Raw genomic sequence first — 18,441 nt, 5'->3', positions numbered from 1 at the left:
TACCATACATACGTGGGTGTTCAAGTGTCTTCAAGGTGACACGTGTCGTTCAGTAGAACGAGCCTTGGCCTGCTTTCCAACTCCACGATGCTCAGGGAGGCGTTGTCCAGTTTGAAGTTTCGATGAAGCCGAAGGGGAAGTCCAAGAACCCAGCAGATGAAGGATCTCAAAGAAAGAGAATGTGATACTATGACAACATCGTTTGAATTGTTCAATCTTTCCTGAGAAACGATCTTCATCATAATCCTCACCATTCGATCCTGAACACTCTTCATCGATTCCAGTCCCTCTGTTCCAAAATTCGGATCTGCCGACCACTTTTTGAACTCCTCCGGATACTCTCTCATTGCTTCCTCTACTGTGAGACCGTTCCATAAAGATATTTCACACTCACGAAGATCCTTTTCGACGATGACCTCTTTTTTGAATCTTTCAGCGATTTCTCTTGCAGTCTCAAGGCATCTTTTGAGTGGGCTGGAATAGATCGCATCCACTCTTTTCAACCTTTCCGCCAGCTTTTTTGCCTGCTCTTTTCCTTTTTCGTTCAGTGGGACGTCCGTGATACCCTGCCACAGTCCCTTTTCGTTCCAGATGGTTTCCCCGTGTCTTATCAGATAAAGTCTCATTCGTAAGATCACCTCTTTGTGCTAGACTCTAATGGGAGGTGGTGGTTTTGAGAACGATTCTTTTTGTTCTTTTTGTGGCCGTTTCAGCCCTTGTTTTTTCCTGGAGTGGACACGAGGGGCTAACGTATTACATCGTGAAAGATATTGTACCAGACGAGATGGTGAAAATCACCCCCTATACCTATCAGGAAGAAAGGTTTTACAATCTCTCAAAACTCGTTCTCGAAGATGTCTGTGGCAAAGACACGATGGAAGCATGGGAAGGAGCCTTGCTTCCTCCGAACCCTTCACCCGTTGATGGAAAAGTTCCCGCATGGCAGATACTGACCGTTTACTCTTCTGAACCAGACTGGGGAATGGACCAGGGACTGGGGCTTTCATCGTATCAGTTTCTTATAGGAAACAGCCAGGGAGTGCGCCATATGAAATATCGCATCATGGGACTTGAATTTTTCGAAGCAGACAAGAGTTTCTACTACTTCCACGATCTTGCAAAAGAGGCGTTCAGAAAAGGTGACAGATACTGGGGCTACAGGTTCCTTGCAAGGGCTCTTCACTACATAGAAGACCTTTCTCAACCCTATCACAACACACCAGGAGAGGTCGGAGAGATCCTTCAATCGCTCTTCGACAGATCCATCATGAAGATGTTGATGAACGCACACTACGTGTACGACGATTATCTTGCGTACCTCATCTACTCAGGTGACGAGGAAACGATAAGAACGATAGAGGAGGCAGAGCCCATCTTTCTGAAATCAGAATGGCACCTTGTTCAGGGGATCAGGGAACTTGCGCTTTCGTACTTTCCAAAGATCCACAGGGAGTTAAAGAAGGTTTTTGGCGACAGACTGAAAGAAAGAAGCGGTAATTTGAAGAGTTTCACCGTCGTTTCGGCAGAAGAATTCAAAGAGGCAGACAAAAGAGGAGATCTTGTCAATCTGAAACGCTACACTCTGGAACTCGTAAGAAAGGTCTCTTCTTACCTTAAGGGATACCTCATCGATTTTCTCAAGACTGTGAGATCTTTTTGAGTGCTTCTTTCAATGTCTTCCAGGCAAGAAGGAAGCATTTTACTCTTGCGGGGTAGTTCTTTATGTCGGACATGATCGAAACGTTTCCCAGTTTCTGTCCATCGAAAGGCTCACCCCGCGCCATCTTCTCTGCTTCTTCAACTATGGATTCAACGTTTTCCAGACTCTCATTTATGATCCTCTCTATCATCAAAGAAGCAGAAGCCTGACTGATAGCACATCCTATTCCCTCGAATCTGGCGTCTTTTATCACACCGTCTTCCACCTTCAGGTAGAGTGTGATCTCGTCACCACAGGATATGTTCTTTCCTTCCTCCACGACGCTGGCGTCTTCCACTTTTCCCCTGAACTTCTTTGAGTTCGCATAGTCCAGGATGGCTTCTGAGTAGATCATCTTGAAAACCACTCCTTTACCTTTTTCACGCCCTCCACGAAGATTCTAACATCTTCTTCCGTGTTGTAGAGATAGAAACTCGCCCTGCAGGTAGAATTCGGAAAGTCCAGAAGGGATTGTTCTTTCAGAAGATTCATCAAAGGTTGTGCACAGTGATGACCGCTTCTTATGGCCACACCAAATTCCTGATCTAGAATATGGGCCACATCGTGTGGATGAACCCCTTTTATGTTGAAAGAAACGATTCCATGCTGTCTTTCGTCTAAGGGACCGTAGAGTTCCACTCCATCTACCTTGAGGAGCTTCTCCAAGGCTAGTTGGGTCAATCTTTTTACCCTCTCATGCACTGCTTCGAACCCGATTTCTTCAAGATAGGCCAGTGCCTCCTTCGAAGCGACGATATCTGCTATGTTCGGTGTTCCCGCCTCGAATTTGTACGGAAGTTCGTTGAAGGTCACATCCTCCAAAGACACTCTATCGATCATCTCCCCACCGTAGAGGAAGGGTTCCATCTGTTCGAGGAGTTCTTTCCTTCCGTAAAGCACACCCACTCCCGTGGGGCCGAGCATCTTGTGAAGGGAGAAAGCAAGAAAATCCACACCGATTTCCTTCGGTTTTACTCGTTCGTGTGGCAAAAGCTGTGCGCCATCGAGCACTACGATCGCATTCGGGAAGATGTTGCGCAGTTCCTCAAATGGTATTCTTTGACCGGTTACATTTGAAAGACCAGTTATGGCGATGACTTTCGGATTCTTTCCTTCGTGTTTCATTAGATCGTCCATCTCGAGTGTACCGAACCTTCCAGACGGCCTGATGTATTCGAGTCTGTAACCGTAAAATCTGGAAAGCCTAAGCCAGGGAACAAAATTTGCATGGTGTTCAAGGAGAGAGATGAGCACCAGATCGCCCTCTTTCAACAGGCCGCTTCTCAAAAGAGACACAACGACCAGGTTTATCGCCATCGTGGTTCCAGAGGTGAAGATGATCTCCTGTGGAGAAACTTCCAGAAAATTTGCAAATTTCTCCCTGGATTCTTCGAGTTCAACTGTGGCACGGGAAGCAAGGGTGTGAACAGCCCTGTGAACATTCGAGTAACTTGTGTAGTAGAACTCTTTCAGTTTTTCCACAACACGTTTTGGTTTCAACGTGGTGGCCGCGTTGTCCAGGTAGACGAGTCTTTTTCCGTTTATTTTTGTCTTCAGTATAGGAAAATCTTCATACAATCTGGTTGACAACATCTTCCACATCTCCTTTGACAGATTCTTCCAGTTCGTCCAGAAGATCTGAAAAGATTCCCCTCACGATGAGCTTTTTCGCTTCAGCCTCGTCAATCCCCCTGGACATGATGTAGAAGAGCTGGTTTTCGTCGAGAGAGGACGAGCTTGCAGAGTGAGAAGCTGTAACTTCGTTCTCGTCCACCCACAGACTCGGAATGGCTTCCATGCGAGCCTCAGGAGAGAGTATGAGAGTGTGTTCTGCCTCCTCGGCAACGATGTTCTTCGAACCTCTTTTCACATCCAGTATGCCACGAAAGACGATTTTCCCAAATCCATCCACCACACCGTTTCCCTTCAACCTTCCCTTCGCTTCCTCACCTTCAAACCTCATGAGGTAGAGGAGGTCCGTTATGCCTGTTCCGTTCTGATAGAAGTAAGATCTCATATCCGTCTCGCTCAGTTTACTCTTCTTCACAAGAACGTATCCAACCTTTCTGTGACCGAACGCTCTGAAGTCCCTCATCGAAAGTTTTGCACCTTCTTCGAGCACGATGAACGCGTTGTCGAAGGTGAAATCTCCTGAGAGATCCACGTTGATGAACTTCAACGTGGCGTTTCTTTTCACAAGGATCCTCATCACCGTGTTTCTGAATCTCCTCACCTTTGATATCCTGTGGATCTCCGCCTCTTTTTCCACAATCACAAGAACGTTCTCCACTCCATCTTCGGATCTGATCAGATGCTTCCCATCTCCGTATATCTTAAAATCCGTAAAGAACGCGTCTCCAAGAAGAACGAACTTTCTGTGTGATCCTTCAAAGTCGAGTTTCTCAAGAAGGGATATGTCCACATCAAGGTCCACGTGGTTGAACGAAAGTTCCGGAAGTACCATTCCATCAAGACTGCATCTTTTCCACTTTGGAAATCCCCATTCTTTGTAGTATTCCAGGAACTTCTTTCGTCTCCATTCTTTTAAGGGTCCTTCTGTTTTCTCCAGCGCTTTCTCCAGAACATCGTATCCATAGTCGTTTTCTGAGAATATCTGTGGGGTCTCCCAGACGACCGCTTTTTCTCCATCGTGTTCCAGTACCAGCGTTTTTTCCATATCGAACACCTCACCCTATACTCTTTTCTATTTCCAGTTCGAGAAGTTTGTTGAGCTCGACGGCGTACTCAAATGGGAGCTCCTTCACAACTGGTTCCACAAATCCTTTCACTATCATCGATTTTGCCTCCTGTTCTGAGAGACCTCTACTCATGAGATAGAATATCTGATCCTCTCCTATTCTTCCAATCCTTGCCTCATGCCCCACGTCTGCTTTGTCTGTTTCCACCTCTATTATGGGAACTGTGTCACTCTTCGATTTGTTGTCGAGCATCAGAGCCGCACATTCCACGGATGCCTTACTGTTCACAGCCTCTTTTGTGATCTTCAGAAGGCCCCTGTAGAAGGCCCATCCACCGCCAAGAGAAATACTCTTTGCGCTCACAAGAGAACTCGTGTACGGGGCAAGGTGAACGACTTTCGAACCTGTATCCATGTGCTGGCCTGGTCCTGCGTACGTGATGGACATGCTCTCTGCCCTTGAACCCTTTCCCTTGAGTATCGTCATCGGGTACAGCATAGTCTTGTAACTGCCAAGGGATCCAGACACCCACGTCATCGAACCCTCTTCCTCGACGATCGATCTTTTCGTGTTGAGATTGTAGGTGTTTTTGCTCCAGTTCTGTATGGTGAGGTACTTGACCTTTGCTCCTCGTTTGACGTATATCTCAACCATTCCGGCGTGGAGATTGATGACGTTGTATCTTGGAGCTGAGCATCCTTCTATGAAGGTGACTTCACTGCCTTCTTCTGCAACGATGATGGTGTGTTCGAACTGTCCCATTCCGGGATTACTCATCAAAAAGTAAGCCTGAAGAGGCATGGGAATCTTCACGTTGGCTGGGACGTACAGGAAAGTTCCTCCGCTCCAGATGGCTCCATGAAGTGCAGCGAACTTGTGATCGGTGTTGGGAACGAGTTTCATGAAGTACTCCTTCACAAGATCGGGATACTCTCTCACGGCACTCTCCATGTCCAGAAAAATAACACCGAGTTTTTCCAGTTCTTTCTTTATGTTCTGATAAACGATCTCTGAATCAAGCTGCGCTCCAACGCCGGCAAGGTATTTCTTTTCGGCTTCGGGTATTCCCAGCCTGTCAAAGGCTTCTTTCACCTCCTCGGGTACCTCTTCCCAGGAAGCACCTTTTTTTGCATCGGGTCTTATGTAGGATACGATCTTTCCCAGATCGAGTTCAGAGATGTCCACACCGAACCTCGGGTTGTGCCACTCCTTGAATATCCTCAAGGATTCGAGCCGATGTTTCAGCATCCATTCTGGCTCATTCTTTGCCCGGGATATCTCTTCTATCAACCTTTCATTGAGCCCTGGAGGAGCTTTGTAGGCAGTTTTCACTTTGGGAACGAAGTTGAATCTGGAATCATCTAGGATGATTCTTTCCATCATCTCACTCCTTCCAGGCTGTAACCCTTTTCCTCAACTTCATCAGCAAGTTCCGCTCCACCGCTTTTCACTATGCGACCATCCACATAAACATGTACTCTGTCAATCCTTTCCAGATAATCCAAAAGTCTTTTGTAGTGGGTGATGATGAGAAGCGTGACCCTCTCTTTGTTGAGATCGGCAATAGTCTTTGCTATGAGTTTGAGTGCGTCCACATCGAGGCCTGAGTCTATCTCATCGAGTATGAGAAGCTTGGGTTTCAGAAAAAGAGCCTGAAGGATTTCGGATCTCTTTTTCTCGCCGCCGGAAAATCCAACGTTCAGGTATCTCTCGAGAAAATCTCTTCCGAGTCCCAGCTTTTCTGACTGGTTTTCCAGTTCTCTTCTGAGTTCAAGGTAGTTTTTCTCTTCTCCGTGAACCTTTCTGTGCGATGTGATGAGAAACTGTGAAAACTTCACCCCTTCTATCTCGTAGGGATTCTGGAATGTCATCATGATACCTAGCTTTGCCCTTTCGTCAGGTGGTAGGTCTTTTATAGAGCGTCCTTCAAAGAGGATGTCTCCTTTTGTTACAACGTACTTTGGGTTTCCCATTACAACGTTTGCAAGAGTGGATTTCCCACTGCCGTTTGGCCCCATGAGAACGTGCACTTCACCTTTTTCTATTTTGAGGTTTACTCCTTTCAGTATTTCCTTTTCCTCGTCCCTCAACTTCGCATGCAGATCTTTAATTTCAAGCATCCTGTTCCCTCCTCTTATGTTTTCCTAATTTATTATACCATGTCTTGAGAGAATAACCCTTTCGTTCGAAATTTTTAAGGTTGAAATAGTAAGGGAGGTCTGGTGGTATAATAAAAAATGGGCCGGGGTGGCGGAATTGGCAGACGCAGCGGACTTAAAATCCGCTGGGGTTTACAACCCCGTGTCGGTTCGAGTCCGATCCCCGGCACCAGACACCGAGGCACCAGAAAGGTGCCTCTTTTTCTGGAGGGATGTTATGAAGGTGGAACTGGTATTCGAAAATGCAAGATGTCTCATCGAACTGGATGAATCCTGCGAGGTGGTTGAGAGACTGAAAGAAAAAATCCCATTCGAAAGCACGGTGAACACCTGGGGTGAGGAGATCTACTTTTCAACTCCTGTGAGCGTTCAGAAGATGGAAAATCCCAGGGAAGTGGTAGAAATAGGAGATGTTGGCTATTGGCCTCCTGGAAGGGCGTTGTGCCTGTTCTTCGGGAAAACTCCCATCAGCGATGACAAAATAAGGCCAGCAAGCGCTGTGAACGTGATAGGAAAGATCATTGAAGGACTAAAAGATCTGAAAAAAGTGAAAGACGGTGAGAGGGTCACCGTCAGATTTGCATCCTCATGATCTCTCTGTATGCTTCAACGATCCTGTTTCTCACCTCGACGGTGAGTCTGAGAGCGATCGAAGCCTTCTCAGCTTCTATTATAACTTCGTGGATGTTGCTGATTTTCCCTTGAGCAAAATCATCTGTCAGTTTCTCTGCTCTTTTCTGGATATCGTTTACTTTTTCCAGAGCTTCTTTCAAAGCTTTTGAAAAGTCACCATCCTTTTTCTTCTGGACCTTCCCAGCGTCTTCTATGGGACCGAGTCCTTCTATCCTATCCACCATGTCCTATTACCCCCTTCCAATTTGAAGGGCACTGTTTACCATGTTCTTGGTCACGTTGAACGCCGCCACGTTCGCATCGTAGGCCCTCTGAGCGTTTATAAGATCGACCATTTCCCTGACTATGTTCACGTTCGGCATCCTCACGTATCCGTTTTCGTCTGCATCAGGATGTGTGGGATCGTAAACGAGTCTGAAGGGTGATGTATCCTCCTCTATTTTCACTACCTTCACACCTGCACTCTCTATTTTACCATCTCTTGTTCTTCTCAGGTATTCAGCAAAAACTGGGACTTTCCTTCTGTAAGGCTCTCCTGTTTCTGTCCTGGTGGTTTCTGCGTTCGCTATGTTTGTGGAGACGATCTCAACTCTGAGCCTCTGTGCGGACATACCCGTTGCGCTGATGTTCATTATATCGAATTCGCTCATCATCTCACACTCCTCAGGACAGCGTTGTATCTGTCTATGTTCATCGACATGAGTCTGGTGAGAACCTGATATCTGAGCCCGTTTTCCACAAGCTGAACCATTTCGTAGTCGATGTCCACGTTGTTACCGTCGTTTCTCATGATTGTATCGTCCTGTGTCAGAACACGTGGCTCCACGACCCTTTGAGAGCCTCCCATATGTTTCTCACTGGTCCTCGTGAGTTCAAGTTTCGTCTTCGATTCCTTCAAGAACTCTTCGAACGCCACGTACTTTCTCTTGTAACCGGGAGTGCTCACATTCGCTATGTTGAGTGAATGCACTTTCTGTCTCAACAGTGAAACATCCATCGCTTGCTTCAGTGTGTAGAAGTTGGAGTTGAACATTTTCACACCTCCACTGTTAATGTTCTCCATTTGAGGTATTCATTCCTAAAATTTCTTCGATGTTGTTTTCTATATCGTGTTCTATCAATTTTGCTATGATCTCATCGAGATCTCCATCGAGAATCTCCTGAAGCCTGTAAGAGGTGTAGTTTATCCTGTGATCGGTGACCCTGTTCTGTGGGAAGTTGTAGGTTCTGATTTTCTCACTTCTCTCTCCTGTTCCTATCTGTGATCTTCTCTTCTGAGAGAGTTCTTTCTCCAGTTGTTCTCTCTGAAGCTGATAGAGACGTGCGCGGAGGATCCTCAAAGCAGTCTGTTTGTTCTGATACTGCGATCTTTCGTTCTGACAGGAAACGACGATTCCCGTTGGAATGTGGGTGATCCTCACGGCGGACTCTGTTTTGTTCACGTACTGGCCACCGTGTCCCGAGGCTCTGAAGGTTTCTATCTTAAGGTCCTCTGGTCTTATCTCGATGTCTTTCTCTTCTATCTCGGGAAGGACCACGACGGTTGCTGTTGAGGTGTGAATTCTACCTCCAGATTCCGTGATCGGCACCCTCTGAACTCTGTGAACACCACTTTCGTATTTCAGAATACTGTAGGCGTTTTTTCCTTTTACAAAGAAGACCGATTCCTTCACTCCTCCTAGATCCGTCTCATGCATCTCAGCGATTTCCACGTTCCAGCCTTTCCTTTCTGCATACCTCGTGTACATCCTGAAAAGGTCGCGCGCAAACAGAGCGGCCTCTTCTCCACCTGTTCCTGGCCTGATCTCTACGATCGCTTTATCTCCTGTTTCAGGAGACAGCAAAAGGAAGAGTTCCTGAAAGAGGCTATCGAGTTCTTTTTCGTACCTGTCGATCTCCTGTTCGTTTTCTTCCTCTTCTTTCAGAAGTTCTATGAACTCCTGTGTTTCCTTTATCCTGTTCACGATGCTCTCTATCTCTTCAAGCTTTGCGTACTCTATTCCGTAGTTTTTCATCTCTTCCGGGTTCAGATCGGGTCTGGACAGCTGTTTTTCCAGCTCTTTCTTTTTCTCCTTCAGGACTGAAGAGATCTTTTCCACTAAACCTTCACTCCTAATCTTCTGGCCACCTCCTCCTGGTTTCTGGCAAACTGAATAGCATCTTCCTTCGAGATGTCTCCCCTGAGAGCTGCCTTCACCAGGGCATCGTCGAAGAGAATCATACCGTGCCTAGCACCTGCCTGTATAACTGACTCCAGTTGATGGATCTTGTTTTCTCTTATCAGGTTTCTGACAGCCGGTGTTCCCACCATGATCTCTACGATGGGTGTGAAGCCTATTCCGTTTGCCTTTGGAACGAGTCTCTGATAGATGACAGCGATCAGAGTGTTTGCAAGTTGAAGGGCGATTTGTCTTTGCTGGTGTGCTGGAAAGACGTCTATGATCCTTTCTGGAGCGGAGGCAGCAGAATTCGTATGAACCGTTGCGAGGACGAGATGTCCCGTCTCCGCTGCAGTGAGGGCGAGTGCCATCGTCTCGAGATCTCTCATTTCTCCAACGAGTATCACGTCCGGGTCTTGTCTGAGTGCGTATTTTAGGCCGTTGTAGAAGGAGTCTGTGTCGGAACCGAGTTCTCTTTGATGTATGACGGACTTTTTGTTGGTGAAAACGTACTCTATAGGGTCCTCTATCGTTATTATGTGGTACGGAAAGTTCTCGTTTATATGGTCTATCATGGCAGCGAGGGTTGTGGATTTTCCACTTCCCGTTGGTCCAGCAACCAGTACAAGGCCGTATTTTCTTTCAACGAACGTCTTCAAAATCTCGGGAAGCCCAAGTTCCTGAAACGTTCTGATCTTTTTTGGAATCAACCTGAAGGCAACGGCAGGGTTTTTCCTTTCGTAATAAAGGTTTCCCCTTACCCTGATCGCATCTCCTACGGTGAAGGAAAAATCCACTTCTTTTTCTTTTGGAGGAAAGGGGTGTCCTATTTCCAGAAAGAGTTCTTTCAAGCTGTTCATCACATCTTCTCTGGTAAACTTACCGTATTTTTCCTGGGGGACGAGTTTTCCATCGATCCGATAATAGGGAGGGCAACCGGCTGAGATGTGAACATCGGTTGCCCTCAAACCATAGGCTTCCGTGATGATCTTCAAAAATGATTTGTCCGTCACGATTTCACTTCCTTTCCCCTTTCAAAACAGCAAGACACCTGGGACAAACGCCGGGAAATTCTTCAGATTGGGAGATCTCGGTTGTGTATTTCCAGCATCTTTGACATTTCTCTCCTTCTGCGTGTTTTGCGGTAACCTCGACGAGTTCTCCTTTCAGTTCACCAGATCCATCCGAAAGGTGCACCTTTGATACGATGAAGAGTTCTTCGAGAACGTCTCTGTACTCTTCGAGAAGGGCCTTCACAGAGTCGTTTCTTGGGACAAGGACCACCTCAGCGTCCAGAGAGTGTCCTATCACGTCCTGCTGTCTTTTCTCTTCAAGCGCCTTCAGAACGTCTTCTCTTATGGAGAGGAGTTTTTCGAAATCCTCCATGATCTTTCTGTCGATCAGATCCTCTCTGTACTCCGGCCAGTACTCGGCCTGGACTGTTTTGTATTTTCTATCTTTTTCGTGAAGGTGTGAATACACTTCCTCCATCGTGAAGGTCATGATGGGAGCGAGGATCTTCATGAGTGCGATGAGTATTTCGTGCATCACCGTCTGTGCCGATCTTCTGTAGAGAGAATCTTTTGCCTCGACGTAGAGCCTGTCTTTTACAACATCAAGGTAGAGAGAGCTGAGCTCTGTTGTACAGTACTTCACCACGAGGTTGTAGACTTTGGAAAATTCGTAACTGTCGTAGCACTCTGTGGCACGTTTTATGACTTCCTGAAGCCTTCCGAGTGCCCATTTGTCAATGGTGAGAAGCTTTTCGTAAGGTACTCTGTCCAGTTCTGGATCGAAGTCCTCAAGGTTTCCAAGCAGGAATCTGAACGTGTTCCTTATCTTCTTGTAAACCTCTGTTTGTTGTTCCACTATCCTCATGGAGATCTTTATATCGTTGAAGTAATCGCTACTTGCAAGCCAGAGCCTCAAGATCTCTGCACCGTATTTTTCGACCACTTCCATGGGATCCACAACGTTTCCAAGGGATTTGCTCATCTTCCTGCCGAGTTCATCCTTTATGAACCCGTGCGTCAGTACTTCTTTGTATGGGGCAGATCCCCTCTTTGCAACGGCGAGGAAAATGGAAGAATGGAACCATCCTCTGTGTTGATCGCTTCCTTCAAGGTACATGTCCAGCGGGAAAGGATGGTCTTCCCTCATGGTTATGTACTCGAAAGAGGACCCAGAATCGATCCACACATCGAGTGTGTCGAGCATCTTTTCAAAAGAGTGCGCCCCACACTTTGGACACCTGAAACTTTCAGGGATCAGTTCTTCCACGTTTTTTTCAAACCACGCGTTCGTTCCTTCCTTCTCCACGATCTTCATGAAGTGTTCGATCACTTTTGGATCGAGAGTGACTTCTCCACATTCCTTACATTTGACAGCCGGTATGGGAGTTCCCCAGACACGCTGTCTTGAGATACACCAATCTGGCCTTTCCTCCACCATGGATCTGATTCTATTTCGACCCCACTCCGGTATCCATTTGACCCTGTCTATCTCCTCAAGTACCCTCTGCCTCAGGTTGTTGTGATCCACCGAGATGAACCACTGTTCGGTTGCCCTGAAGATCACCGGTCCCTTACAGCGCCAGCAGTGTGGATAGGAGTGTGTTATGGTGGATGCATGAACGAGTATTCCCTTTTCTTTCAGGTCCTCTATGATAACTTTGTTGGCATCCTCTATGAACATTCCACTGTATTTCCCCGCTTCATCGGTGAATCGTCCTTCCTCGTCAACCGGAGAGACGATGGGAAGACCGTATTTCACATGACCATAGACGTAATCCTCTTCACCGTGCCCCGGAGCGATGTGGACACAACCCGTTCCCGTTTCCAGAGAAACGTAGTCTGCCAGTATCACGCGGGAAGTCTTACCTTCGAAAATGGGATGCTGGAATTCTTTCCCTTCCAGATCTTTACCCCTTATCTTTCCTACCACTTCGGAACAGTCGACACCCGTTTCCCTGGAGAAAGCCTCAAGAAGATCTGTAGCGATCACCCATCTTTCTTTTCCGACACTCACAACGGAATACTCAAAATCGGGATGAAGCGCGATACCAACGTTTGCTGGAAGGGTCCAGGGGGTGGTGGTCCATATCACGATATAGAAGTCTGGATCATCCTTCGATCTGAACTTCACGTATATGGAAGGTGATCTGTGATCATGGTACTCGATTTCCGCTTCTGCAAGAGCGGTTCTACATCTTGGACACCAGTAGATTGGCTTTAAAGACCTGTAAACGTTCCCTTGTTCAACGAGAGTCTTGAACACGTCGAGGATCTTCACCTCGTAGTCCGGTTTGAGAGTGATGTAAGGATTGTTCCAGTCTCCACGCACACCCAGTCTTTTGAACTCTTCCCTCTGTATATCAACGAATTTCAGAGCAAACTCCTCACACTTCTTTCTTATCTCTGCTGGTGACATCTCTTTTATCCTGTCACCAAGTTCCTGAGAAACCCTGTGTTCTATGGGAAGACCGTGGGTGTCCCATCCTGGAACGTACGGTGCTCTGTACCCTCTCAACGTCTTGTACTTGACCACGATGTCCTTCAGAATCTTGTTCAGTGCCGTTCCGATGTGTATGTGTCCGTTGGCGTACGGTGGGCCATCGTGGAGAACGAAGAGGGGTTTTCCCTTTCTCTGCTCGAGGACGTAGTTGTAGAGATCCATCTCTTCCCATTCTTTCAGGAAGGCTTTTTCTTTGTTGACCAGGTTCGCCTTCATTGGAAACGAAGTCTTTGGCAGGTTCAGTGTATTTTTGTAATCCAACGCTTCACACCTCCTGCGTCACGAGAGTAGTTTCTTCACCTTTTCTTTCAATTCATCGAAGTTGAACGATTTTACAACGTATTCATCGGCAGCCCACGATGAAAGATCCGACCTGTAATGAGAATACGCGGTGAGCAGGACGATTCTGGCATCTTTCTTCATTTCACGAATCTTTCCCGCAACTTCTAGACCGTTCATTCCGGGCATCTCTATGTCGAGTATCATCAGGTCGTAATCACCTGTAGAGAACTTTTTCAAGGCTTCTTCACCGTTCTCCGCTGTCTCCACTTCGTACCCCTCTTCTTCGAGTTCTTCTCTTAGGAGTTCTCGCATGTTAGGTTCGTCGTCCACGACGAGTATTTTCTTTTTCATTCTCTCACCTCTTTTCTTGGTGTTTTAGGAATCTCGAAAATGAACATAACTCCTCCTTCGGTGTTCTCCACCCATATCTTTCCTTCATGTTCATCCTCTACAATTTTCCTGCAAATAGGAAGACCAAGACCCGTTCCCTGTGTTTTGGTGGTGAAGAACGGTGAAAATATCTTTTCTTTCAATTCTTCCGGAATCGGAGGTCCTGAGTTCCAGACAGAAACTCTTGCCACATTGTAGACATCCTCCGACTTTATTCTTATCTTACCATTTTCTCCCGTTGCCTCTATCGCATTTTGAACAAGATTAATCAACACCTGCTTTATTCTCGACCTGTCAGCCTTCACCCTGAGATTTTCATTGTCAGTTTCAAAGAGAAAATCTATGTTCATTTCATTGAGTTTTTCCTCAAAGAGCACGTAGACTTCTTTTATGAGCTCGTTCAGGTTGAACTCGGAAAATTCCAGTATCTGCTCTTCTCTACTGTACTCCAGTATTTCCCTGACGATTCCCTCGAGCCTTGAAAGTTCACCGGTGATTATATCCACATATTTTTTCAATGTTTCGGGATCGTCTATGTGTTTTCTTATTCGTTTCACAAAGCCACCTATTATGGTAATGGGGTTTCGAATTTCGTGAGCGACACGTGCAGCCATCTCTCCCAGTATTGAAAGCCTTTCTTTTCTCTTTCGTTCCTCTTCGTACATGTACAGCTCGGTTACATCATCGACTGTGATGATCACGCCCTCGAGGAGTTGTGTTTTGGTGTTCCTCAGTGGAGAAAATCTCACGTTGAAGTATTTCTCTTGAAACCTGTAGAAGTTAAGAAAAATTGGTTCATGTTTTTCCATGACACTTTCGGCAATAACACCTATTTCTTCAAATCCAGGAAGACTCTTCAACCTCTTTCCGAGCACCCGTTCCTTCCTGTAGCCAAAGAGTAACTCTGATTTTTTGTTCCACTCTGTTATTCGACCATCTCTGTCCAGTGTTATGATGGCGGCTTCCAAGCTCTCCAAAATGCTCTCACTGAAATTCTTCAACTTTTCCACAAGTTCGTTTTGACGCTGAAGATCCAAGGTTTTCCTTTTCAAATCCTCGTAGTTGATAGCGTTCTCCAGGGCAAGGCCCGCACTCTCCGAAAAGAGTTTCAGAACGTCGAGATCCAGATCTGTGATCGGTCTTCCACTGAATCTGTTGTCCACCACAACTGCCCCAAGGGTGTCCCAGCGCCCTAAGAGAGGAAAAACAACGAAGCTTTCGCTTTTGAAAGCATCGAGTACATCTTCTGCTTCATAACCCATTTTTCTGAGAATGTCTCTGGAGACTCTCACCGTACTCTTTCTTAGAACAACTCTCTCGAAAATGGGATGTCCTCTATAATAGAACCTTCTTTGTTTCAGTCTTTCGCTGAAACTTGTTCCAAAAGAAAATGTGAGTGCCTCTTCCCTGAGAAACTGGACAAGATCGGTGTATCTGAGGGTTCTTTTTCTGAGATAGCGCTTCAGTTCTTCGTGTTCCTGCTTTGTATCTCCGCCTAGGGCAGAAACGACCACCAGAGAGTTAGTAACATCGTCTTTTTTCAAAAGGATCGCCCGATCGAAATTGAAAGCCCTCTCTGAAACAAGACTCAGAAGAATCACCCGATACAGATTGTTTGGATCGTAGACGGATCGCATGGCCTGGCTGACGTAGTAAATTATCCTCATTCTTTTTATATGTTCTTTCTGAATCTCCACCAGTTTTGAGTGTTCTCTCAGAGCTTCCTTCATCTTCTGTATATCCTCTTTGAAGCGTGACTTTTCGTTCAATGACTCAACCAGTTCCAGGAACTTTCTACAGAAGAGATCTTCTTCTTCGCTCAGTTTTTCTTCTCTTGCAATAACGAGGTAGAACCTGTTCTTCAGCTCTCTTATGTGAACATTCGAATATGTTCTCTTTACCTCATCAAGAGACATACTCTCTCCTCTGGAGGAAAAGGAGGCGTGAGTGTCGATGAAGAACACCCCATCTGCGCAGAGAAGCCTTTCAACAGTCCTGAGAGATCGCTTGAAGAATTCTTCTTTCGAAAGGTGGCAGGCAAGTCTGAAGAAAGAGAATAGAGTCCTGTAGATGGAAAGGCTTTTAAACAGCTTCACCATGAGTGCTGAAGTGTGATCGTGTGCCACGATTGTAAAGTGACCAATCCTACAGGAGTACACTCCTTCAGGAATGTCTGTGTTGTCCTTTATCACCTCTATTCCCTGTATCTTCTTCAAATCCTTCAAAGTCATGTTCTATCACTTCCTCGATCCATCGTAGATGAGATCCCCTCCAGAACACTCTGCCACATTCTGGACATCTTGAGAATCTTTCCGAACTCAAAAATACGTAGACCGGGACCTTTCCGACTGCTTCTTCTCGTCGAATCGGTACTAACTCTTTGTTACAGAATGGACACCTTGGCTTTCCCTTTTTAAAACGTTCAAGAACTACTTTGAGACCTTCCTTTTCTGTGGTAACAAGTAAATACTCTTGGTTGTATTTTTCGAAAAAGCGGGCAAGTTGTTTGTTTTTTGTGAGAAGGAGTCTTTTTTCTTTTCTGCAGAAAACGAGAGCTTCGGCTGGCGTTTTTGCTTGGCAGATTGCGACGTCCAGTCCGAGCGTTCTCATTTTCTTTGCCAGAGGGATAAGGGTTGAATCCACAGCCAGGCGATATTCTTTCATCTTTTGCCTCCTCGTTCAATTCTATCATTTAATGATAAACTAAAAATTGGGAGGGATCGGCTATGAAGATAGAAAGACTCGATAAATATATGTGGAGGATCCCTAAAGAGGGAAAGATGAGGGTGGACGCCATCGTTTTCACAGACGCCGAGAGTGTGGAGGATCCTCAGTTCAAAGAAGCCATGAAGCAGCTCATGAACGTGGCAACGCTTCCTGGGATCGTGGAGTACGCCCTTGCCATGCCCGACATACACTGGGGGTACGGCTTCCCGATAGGCGGTGTTGCAGCTTTTGACACGAAAAATGGGATCATCTCACCTGGAGGAGTTGGTTTCGACATAAACTGTGGTGTTCGGCTCATGAAAACAGACCTCATGTACGAAGATGTCAGAGCCAGATTGAAGTCCCTCGTTGAAACCATCTATGAAATGGTGCCTGCCGGTGTTGGAGCAAGAGGAGACATTGTTCTTGGGAAAAAAGGTCTCAGGAAGGTTCTCGTCGAAGGAGCAGAATGGGCAGTAAAAGCTGGATATGGTATGGAAGAGGACCTTGAGAGGATAGAAGACGGTGGCAAGATACACCCCGCCGATCCCAACTATGTGTCTGAGGAAGCCTTCGAGAGAGGAAGTGACGAGCTCGGAACACTTGGAGCGGGGAATCACTTCATAGAAGTTCAGATGGTAGAGGAGATCTACGACAAGGACCTGGCGGAGTTCTTCGGTCTGGAAGTGGGTACGATAACGGTCATGATACACTCTGGAAGCAGGGGTTTTGGACATCAGGTGGCAACGGATTACATAAGACTCATGAGGGACGGCCTGAAAGAACACAACAGGGACCTACCCGACAAGCAACTCATAAACGCACCATTTGAGCATCCACTTGGTCAGGCTTATTATTCTGCTATGAACTGTGCAGCAAACTACGCGTTCGCAAACAGGGAGATACTCGGCCATTTAGTCAGAAAGGCCTTCTGGAAAGTCTTTGGAAAAGACACACGTGTGGAACTGATCTACGATGTTGCCCACAACATAGCCAAAGTGGAGGAATATGAAATAGACGGTAAACGAAAAAAACTGGTTGTTCATAGAAAGGGCGCCACGCGCTCTCTTGGACCTGGAAACGAAAAAGTTCCAGAAATTTACCGGGATGTAGGTCAGCCCGTTATCATACCGGGTGACATGGGAACGGCTTCTTACCTTCTGATCGGTACCAAAAAAGCCGAAGAAGAGACCTTTGGATCAACAGCACACGGCGCTGGAAGGGTTCTTGGTAGATCTGCCGCTCTGAAGAGGTGGAGTTACAGGGAGATCCTTGACGAGCTGGAGAAAAAGAACATCGTCGTCATGAGCAAAAGCAAAAAAACGCTCGTCGAAGAGGCGCCCGAGGCTTACAAAGATGTGGACAGGGTCGTACACATCGTGCACGAGATAGGTATCTCAAGGAAGGTTGCCAGAATGGTGCCGCTCGGCGTTGTGAAGGGGTGATTCCATGGTTGAGAGGATGTTCGTGAGGGAAGTGAAAGGGAACAGAGTAGTTGTAACCAAAGCCAGAACGAGTGCGTGTGGAAGCTGTCCAGCAAAGAATATATGTATTTCTGGAAACGAGATAAATGTCGAAGCAGAGTGGGATGGAAGAGAGCAGTTAAAACCAGGCGACGAAGTGATCGTGGATATTCCCGAGTACAATCCCATGAAGGTATCAACCATCGTTTACTTCGTTCCACTTGTGATATTCGCCGCTTTCGTGATAACTGGATACTCTCTGAACTGGAAAGACTGGCTGACGTTCTCTGCCGCACTTGGAGGGGTTTTCGTCTATTACTCTCTTTTGCGTTTCAGAAAGAAGGACAAAAAACCTCCAAAAATCATTGGTAAAGCTACTTAGGAGGTGTTCCCGTGACCTTGGAAGAGATAGCTTCCACGATAGAAGGAGTGATTCTCACCGGAAATGGAACGCTGGAAATAGAAAAGGCCATTGCAACGGATCTCATGAGCGATGTACTCGCTTTTGCTGAGCCAGGGGTTCTTCTGATCACCGGACTTCACTCTCCACAAGCGGTGAGAACAGCCATGGTGGTGGGCATCCCAGCGGTTCTTTTCGTCAGGAAAAAAGACATTCCGGAGAACATCGTTAATCTCGCGAAGGAGTGTAACATAGCCGTTCTTGCGACCAATCTTTCTATGTTCGAGACGTGTGGAAGGTTGTTTTTAAAGGGGTTAAAACCGATCAGGAGAGGATAG

20 protein-coding genes and 1 tRNA gene are annotated in these 18,441 nt (G+C 46.4%); 6 read left to right on the top strand and 15 right to left on the bottom strand.

The genetic code is table 11. The annotated features are described in order from the left end of the window. Positions 1 to 20 precede the first annotated feature (20 nt). Complete coding sequence (locus tag AS006_RS07385) at positions 21 to 626, bottom strand: histidine phosphatase family protein (protein ID WP_101513697.1); 606 nt, start codon at positions 624 to 626, stop codon at positions 21 to 23. A 41-nt stretch (positions 627 to 667) separates the two neighbouring features. Between AS006_RS07385 and AS006_RS07380 the strand changes: the two genes are divergently transcribed. After that, entirely contained in the window at positions 668 to 1,660 is a 993-nt protein-coding gene (locus tag AS006_RS07380) for a hypothetical protein (protein WP_233185687.1), read from the top strand. On the opposite strand, the gene sufU is transcribed toward AS006_RS07380, so the two are convergent. From sufU to sufC, 5 genes are read right to left on the bottom strand one after another with little or no spacing between them, the layout of a single operon-like run. Further along, on the bottom strand, positions 1,638 to 2,054 hold the full coding sequence (sufU, locus tag AS006_RS07375; RefSeq protein ID WP_199167491.1) for a Fe-S cluster assembly sulfur transfer protein SufU: 417 nt from the start codon (positions 2,052 to 2,054) through the stop codon (positions 1,638 to 1,640). The two genes, AS006_RS07380 and sufU, sit on opposite strands and share 23 nt — an antisense overlap. Beyond that, positions 2,051 to 3,292, bottom strand: a complete 1,242-nt coding sequence (locus AS006_RS07370; protein ID WP_101513694.1) for a cysteine desulfurase — start codon at positions 3,290 to 3,292, stop codon at positions 2,051 to 2,053. Before AS006_RS07370 ends, sufU begins: the two co-directional genes overlap by 4 nt. After that, a complete protein-coding gene (locus AS006_RS07365; protein ID WP_101513693.1) occupies positions 3,270 to 4,376 on the bottom strand; it encodes a SufD family Fe-S cluster assembly protein in 1,107 nt (368 codons plus the stop codon). The genes AS006_RS07370 and AS006_RS07365 overlap by 23 nt, the downstream gene beginning before the upstream one ends. 10 nt (positions 4,377 to 4,386) lie before the next feature. Continuing rightward, a complete protein-coding gene (sufB, locus tag AS006_RS07360; protein ID WP_101513692.1) occupies positions 4,387 to 5,781 on the bottom strand; it encodes a Fe-S cluster assembly protein SufB in 1,395 nt (464 codons plus the stop codon). Then, positions 5,778 to 6,518, bottom strand: a complete 741-nt coding sequence (gene sufC, locus AS006_RS07355; protein ID WP_101513691.1) for a Fe-S cluster assembly ATPase SufC — start codon at positions 6,516 to 6,518, stop codon at positions 5,778 to 5,780. The genes sufB and sufC overlap by 4 nt, the downstream gene beginning before the upstream one ends. A 121-nt stretch (positions 6,519 to 6,639) precedes the next feature. Between sufC and AS006_RS07350 the strand changes: the two genes are divergently transcribed. Beyond that, positions 6,640 to 6,729: transfer RNA gene (locus tag AS006_RS07350), tRNA-Leu, on the top strand. A 45-nt stretch (positions 6,730 to 6,774) separates the two neighbouring features. Continuing rightward, positions 6,775 to 7,149, top strand: a complete 375-nt coding sequence (locus tag AS006_RS07345; protein ID WP_101513690.1) for a cyclophilin-like fold protein — start codon at positions 6,775 to 6,777, stop codon at positions 7,147 to 7,149. Here the strand turns inward: AS006_RS07345 and fliE are convergent. Genes fliE through AS006_RS07300 form a run of 9 tightly spaced genes read right to left on the bottom strand, consistent with a single transcriptional unit; the run spans position 7,130 to position 16,198 of the window. Further along, the gene (fliE, locus tag AS006_RS07340; protein ID WP_101513689.1) at positions 7,130 to 7,414 is read right to left on the bottom strand and encodes a flagellar hook-basal body complex protein FliE; all 285 of its coding nucleotides are present in this window, start codon (positions 7,412 to 7,414) and stop codon (positions 7,130 to 7,132) included. The genes AS006_RS07345 and fliE overlap by 20 nt on opposite strands. 6 nt (positions 7,415 to 7,420) lie before the next feature. Next, entirely contained in the window at positions 7,421 to 7,843 is a 423-nt protein-coding gene (flgC, locus tag AS006_RS07335) for a flagellar basal body rod protein FlgC (RefSeq protein ID WP_101513688.1), read from the bottom strand. After that, positions 7,840 to 8,223 carry a flagellar basal body rod protein FlgB gene (gene flgB / locus AS006_RS07330; protein ID WP_101513687.1) on the bottom strand — a complete coding sequence of 128 codons (384 nt, stop codon included), beginning with the start codon at positions 8,221 to 8,223 and terminating at the stop codon, positions 7,840 to 7,842. The genes flgC and flgB overlap by 4 nt, the downstream gene beginning before the upstream one ends. Before the next feature lie 16 nt (positions 8,224 to 8,239). Beyond that, entirely contained in the window at positions 8,240 to 9,289 is a 1,050-nt protein-coding gene (gene prfA, locus AS006_RS07325; protein ID WP_101513686.1) for a peptide chain release factor 1, read from the bottom strand. Next, on the bottom strand, positions 9,289 to 10,362 hold the full coding sequence (locus tag AS006_RS07320) for a type IV pilus twitching motility protein PilT (protein WP_199167489.1): 1,074 nt from the start codon (positions 10,360 to 10,362) through the stop codon (positions 9,289 to 9,291). Before AS006_RS07320 ends, prfA begins: the two co-directional genes overlap by 1 nt. 4 nt (positions 10,363 to 10,366) lie before the next feature. Beyond that, positions 10,367 to 13,123: an isoleucine--tRNA ligase gene (ileS, locus tag AS006_RS07315; protein ID WP_101513684.1), complete on the bottom strand. Its 2,757-nt coding sequence runs from the start codon at positions 13,121 to 13,123 to the stop codon at positions 10,367 to 10,369. An 18-nt stretch (positions 13,124 to 13,141) separates the two neighbouring features. Then, entirely contained in the window at positions 13,142 to 13,495 is a 354-nt protein-coding gene (locus tag AS006_RS07310; RefSeq protein WP_101513683.1) for a response regulator, read from the bottom strand. Then, a complete protein-coding gene (locus AS006_RS07305; protein WP_101513682.1) occupies positions 13,492 to 15,765 on the bottom strand; it encodes an ATP-binding protein in 2,274 nt (757 codons plus the stop codon). Before AS006_RS07305 ends, AS006_RS07310 begins: the two co-directional genes overlap by 4 nt. Then, positions 15,698 to 16,198 carry a Mut7-C RNAse domain-containing protein gene (locus AS006_RS07300; protein ID WP_101513681.1) on the bottom strand — a complete coding sequence of 167 codons (501 nt, stop codon included), beginning with the start codon at positions 16,196 to 16,198 and terminating at the stop codon, positions 15,698 to 15,700. The genes AS006_RS07305 and AS006_RS07300 overlap by 68 nt, the downstream gene beginning before the upstream one ends. Before the next feature lie 62 nt (positions 16,199 to 16,260). On the opposite strand from AS006_RS07300, the gene AS006_RS07295 reads away from it, so the two are divergent. Genes AS006_RS07295 through AS006_RS07285 form a run of 3 tightly spaced genes read left to right on the top strand, consistent with a single transcriptional unit; the run spans position 16,261 to position 18,441 of the window. Then, complete coding sequence (locus AS006_RS07295) at positions 16,261 to 17,685, top strand: RtcB family protein (RefSeq protein ID WP_101513680.1); 1,425 nt, start codon at positions 16,261 to 16,263, stop codon at positions 17,683 to 17,685. A 4-nt stretch (positions 17,686 to 17,689) separates the two neighbouring features. After that, positions 17,690 to 18,085: a SoxR reducing system RseC family protein gene (locus AS006_RS07290; protein WP_101513679.1), complete on the top strand. Its 396-nt coding sequence runs from the start codon at positions 17,690 to 17,692 to the stop codon at positions 18,083 to 18,085. Between the two features lie 11 nt (positions 18,086 to 18,096). Continuing rightward, positions 18,097 to 18,441 (top strand): DRTGG domain-containing protein, encoded by a 345-nt coding sequence (locus tag AS006_RS07285; RefSeq protein WP_101513678.1) that lies wholly within the window; start codon positions 18,097 to 18,099, stop codon positions 18,439 to 18,441.

It is taken from the genome of Thermotoga sp. SG1 (genome assembly GCF_002865985.1).
Classification (GTDB): Bacteria; Thermotogota; Thermotogae; order Thermotogales; family Thermotogaceae; genus Thermotoga.
This window is presented reverse-complemented; position numbering and strand designations above follow the sequence as displayed.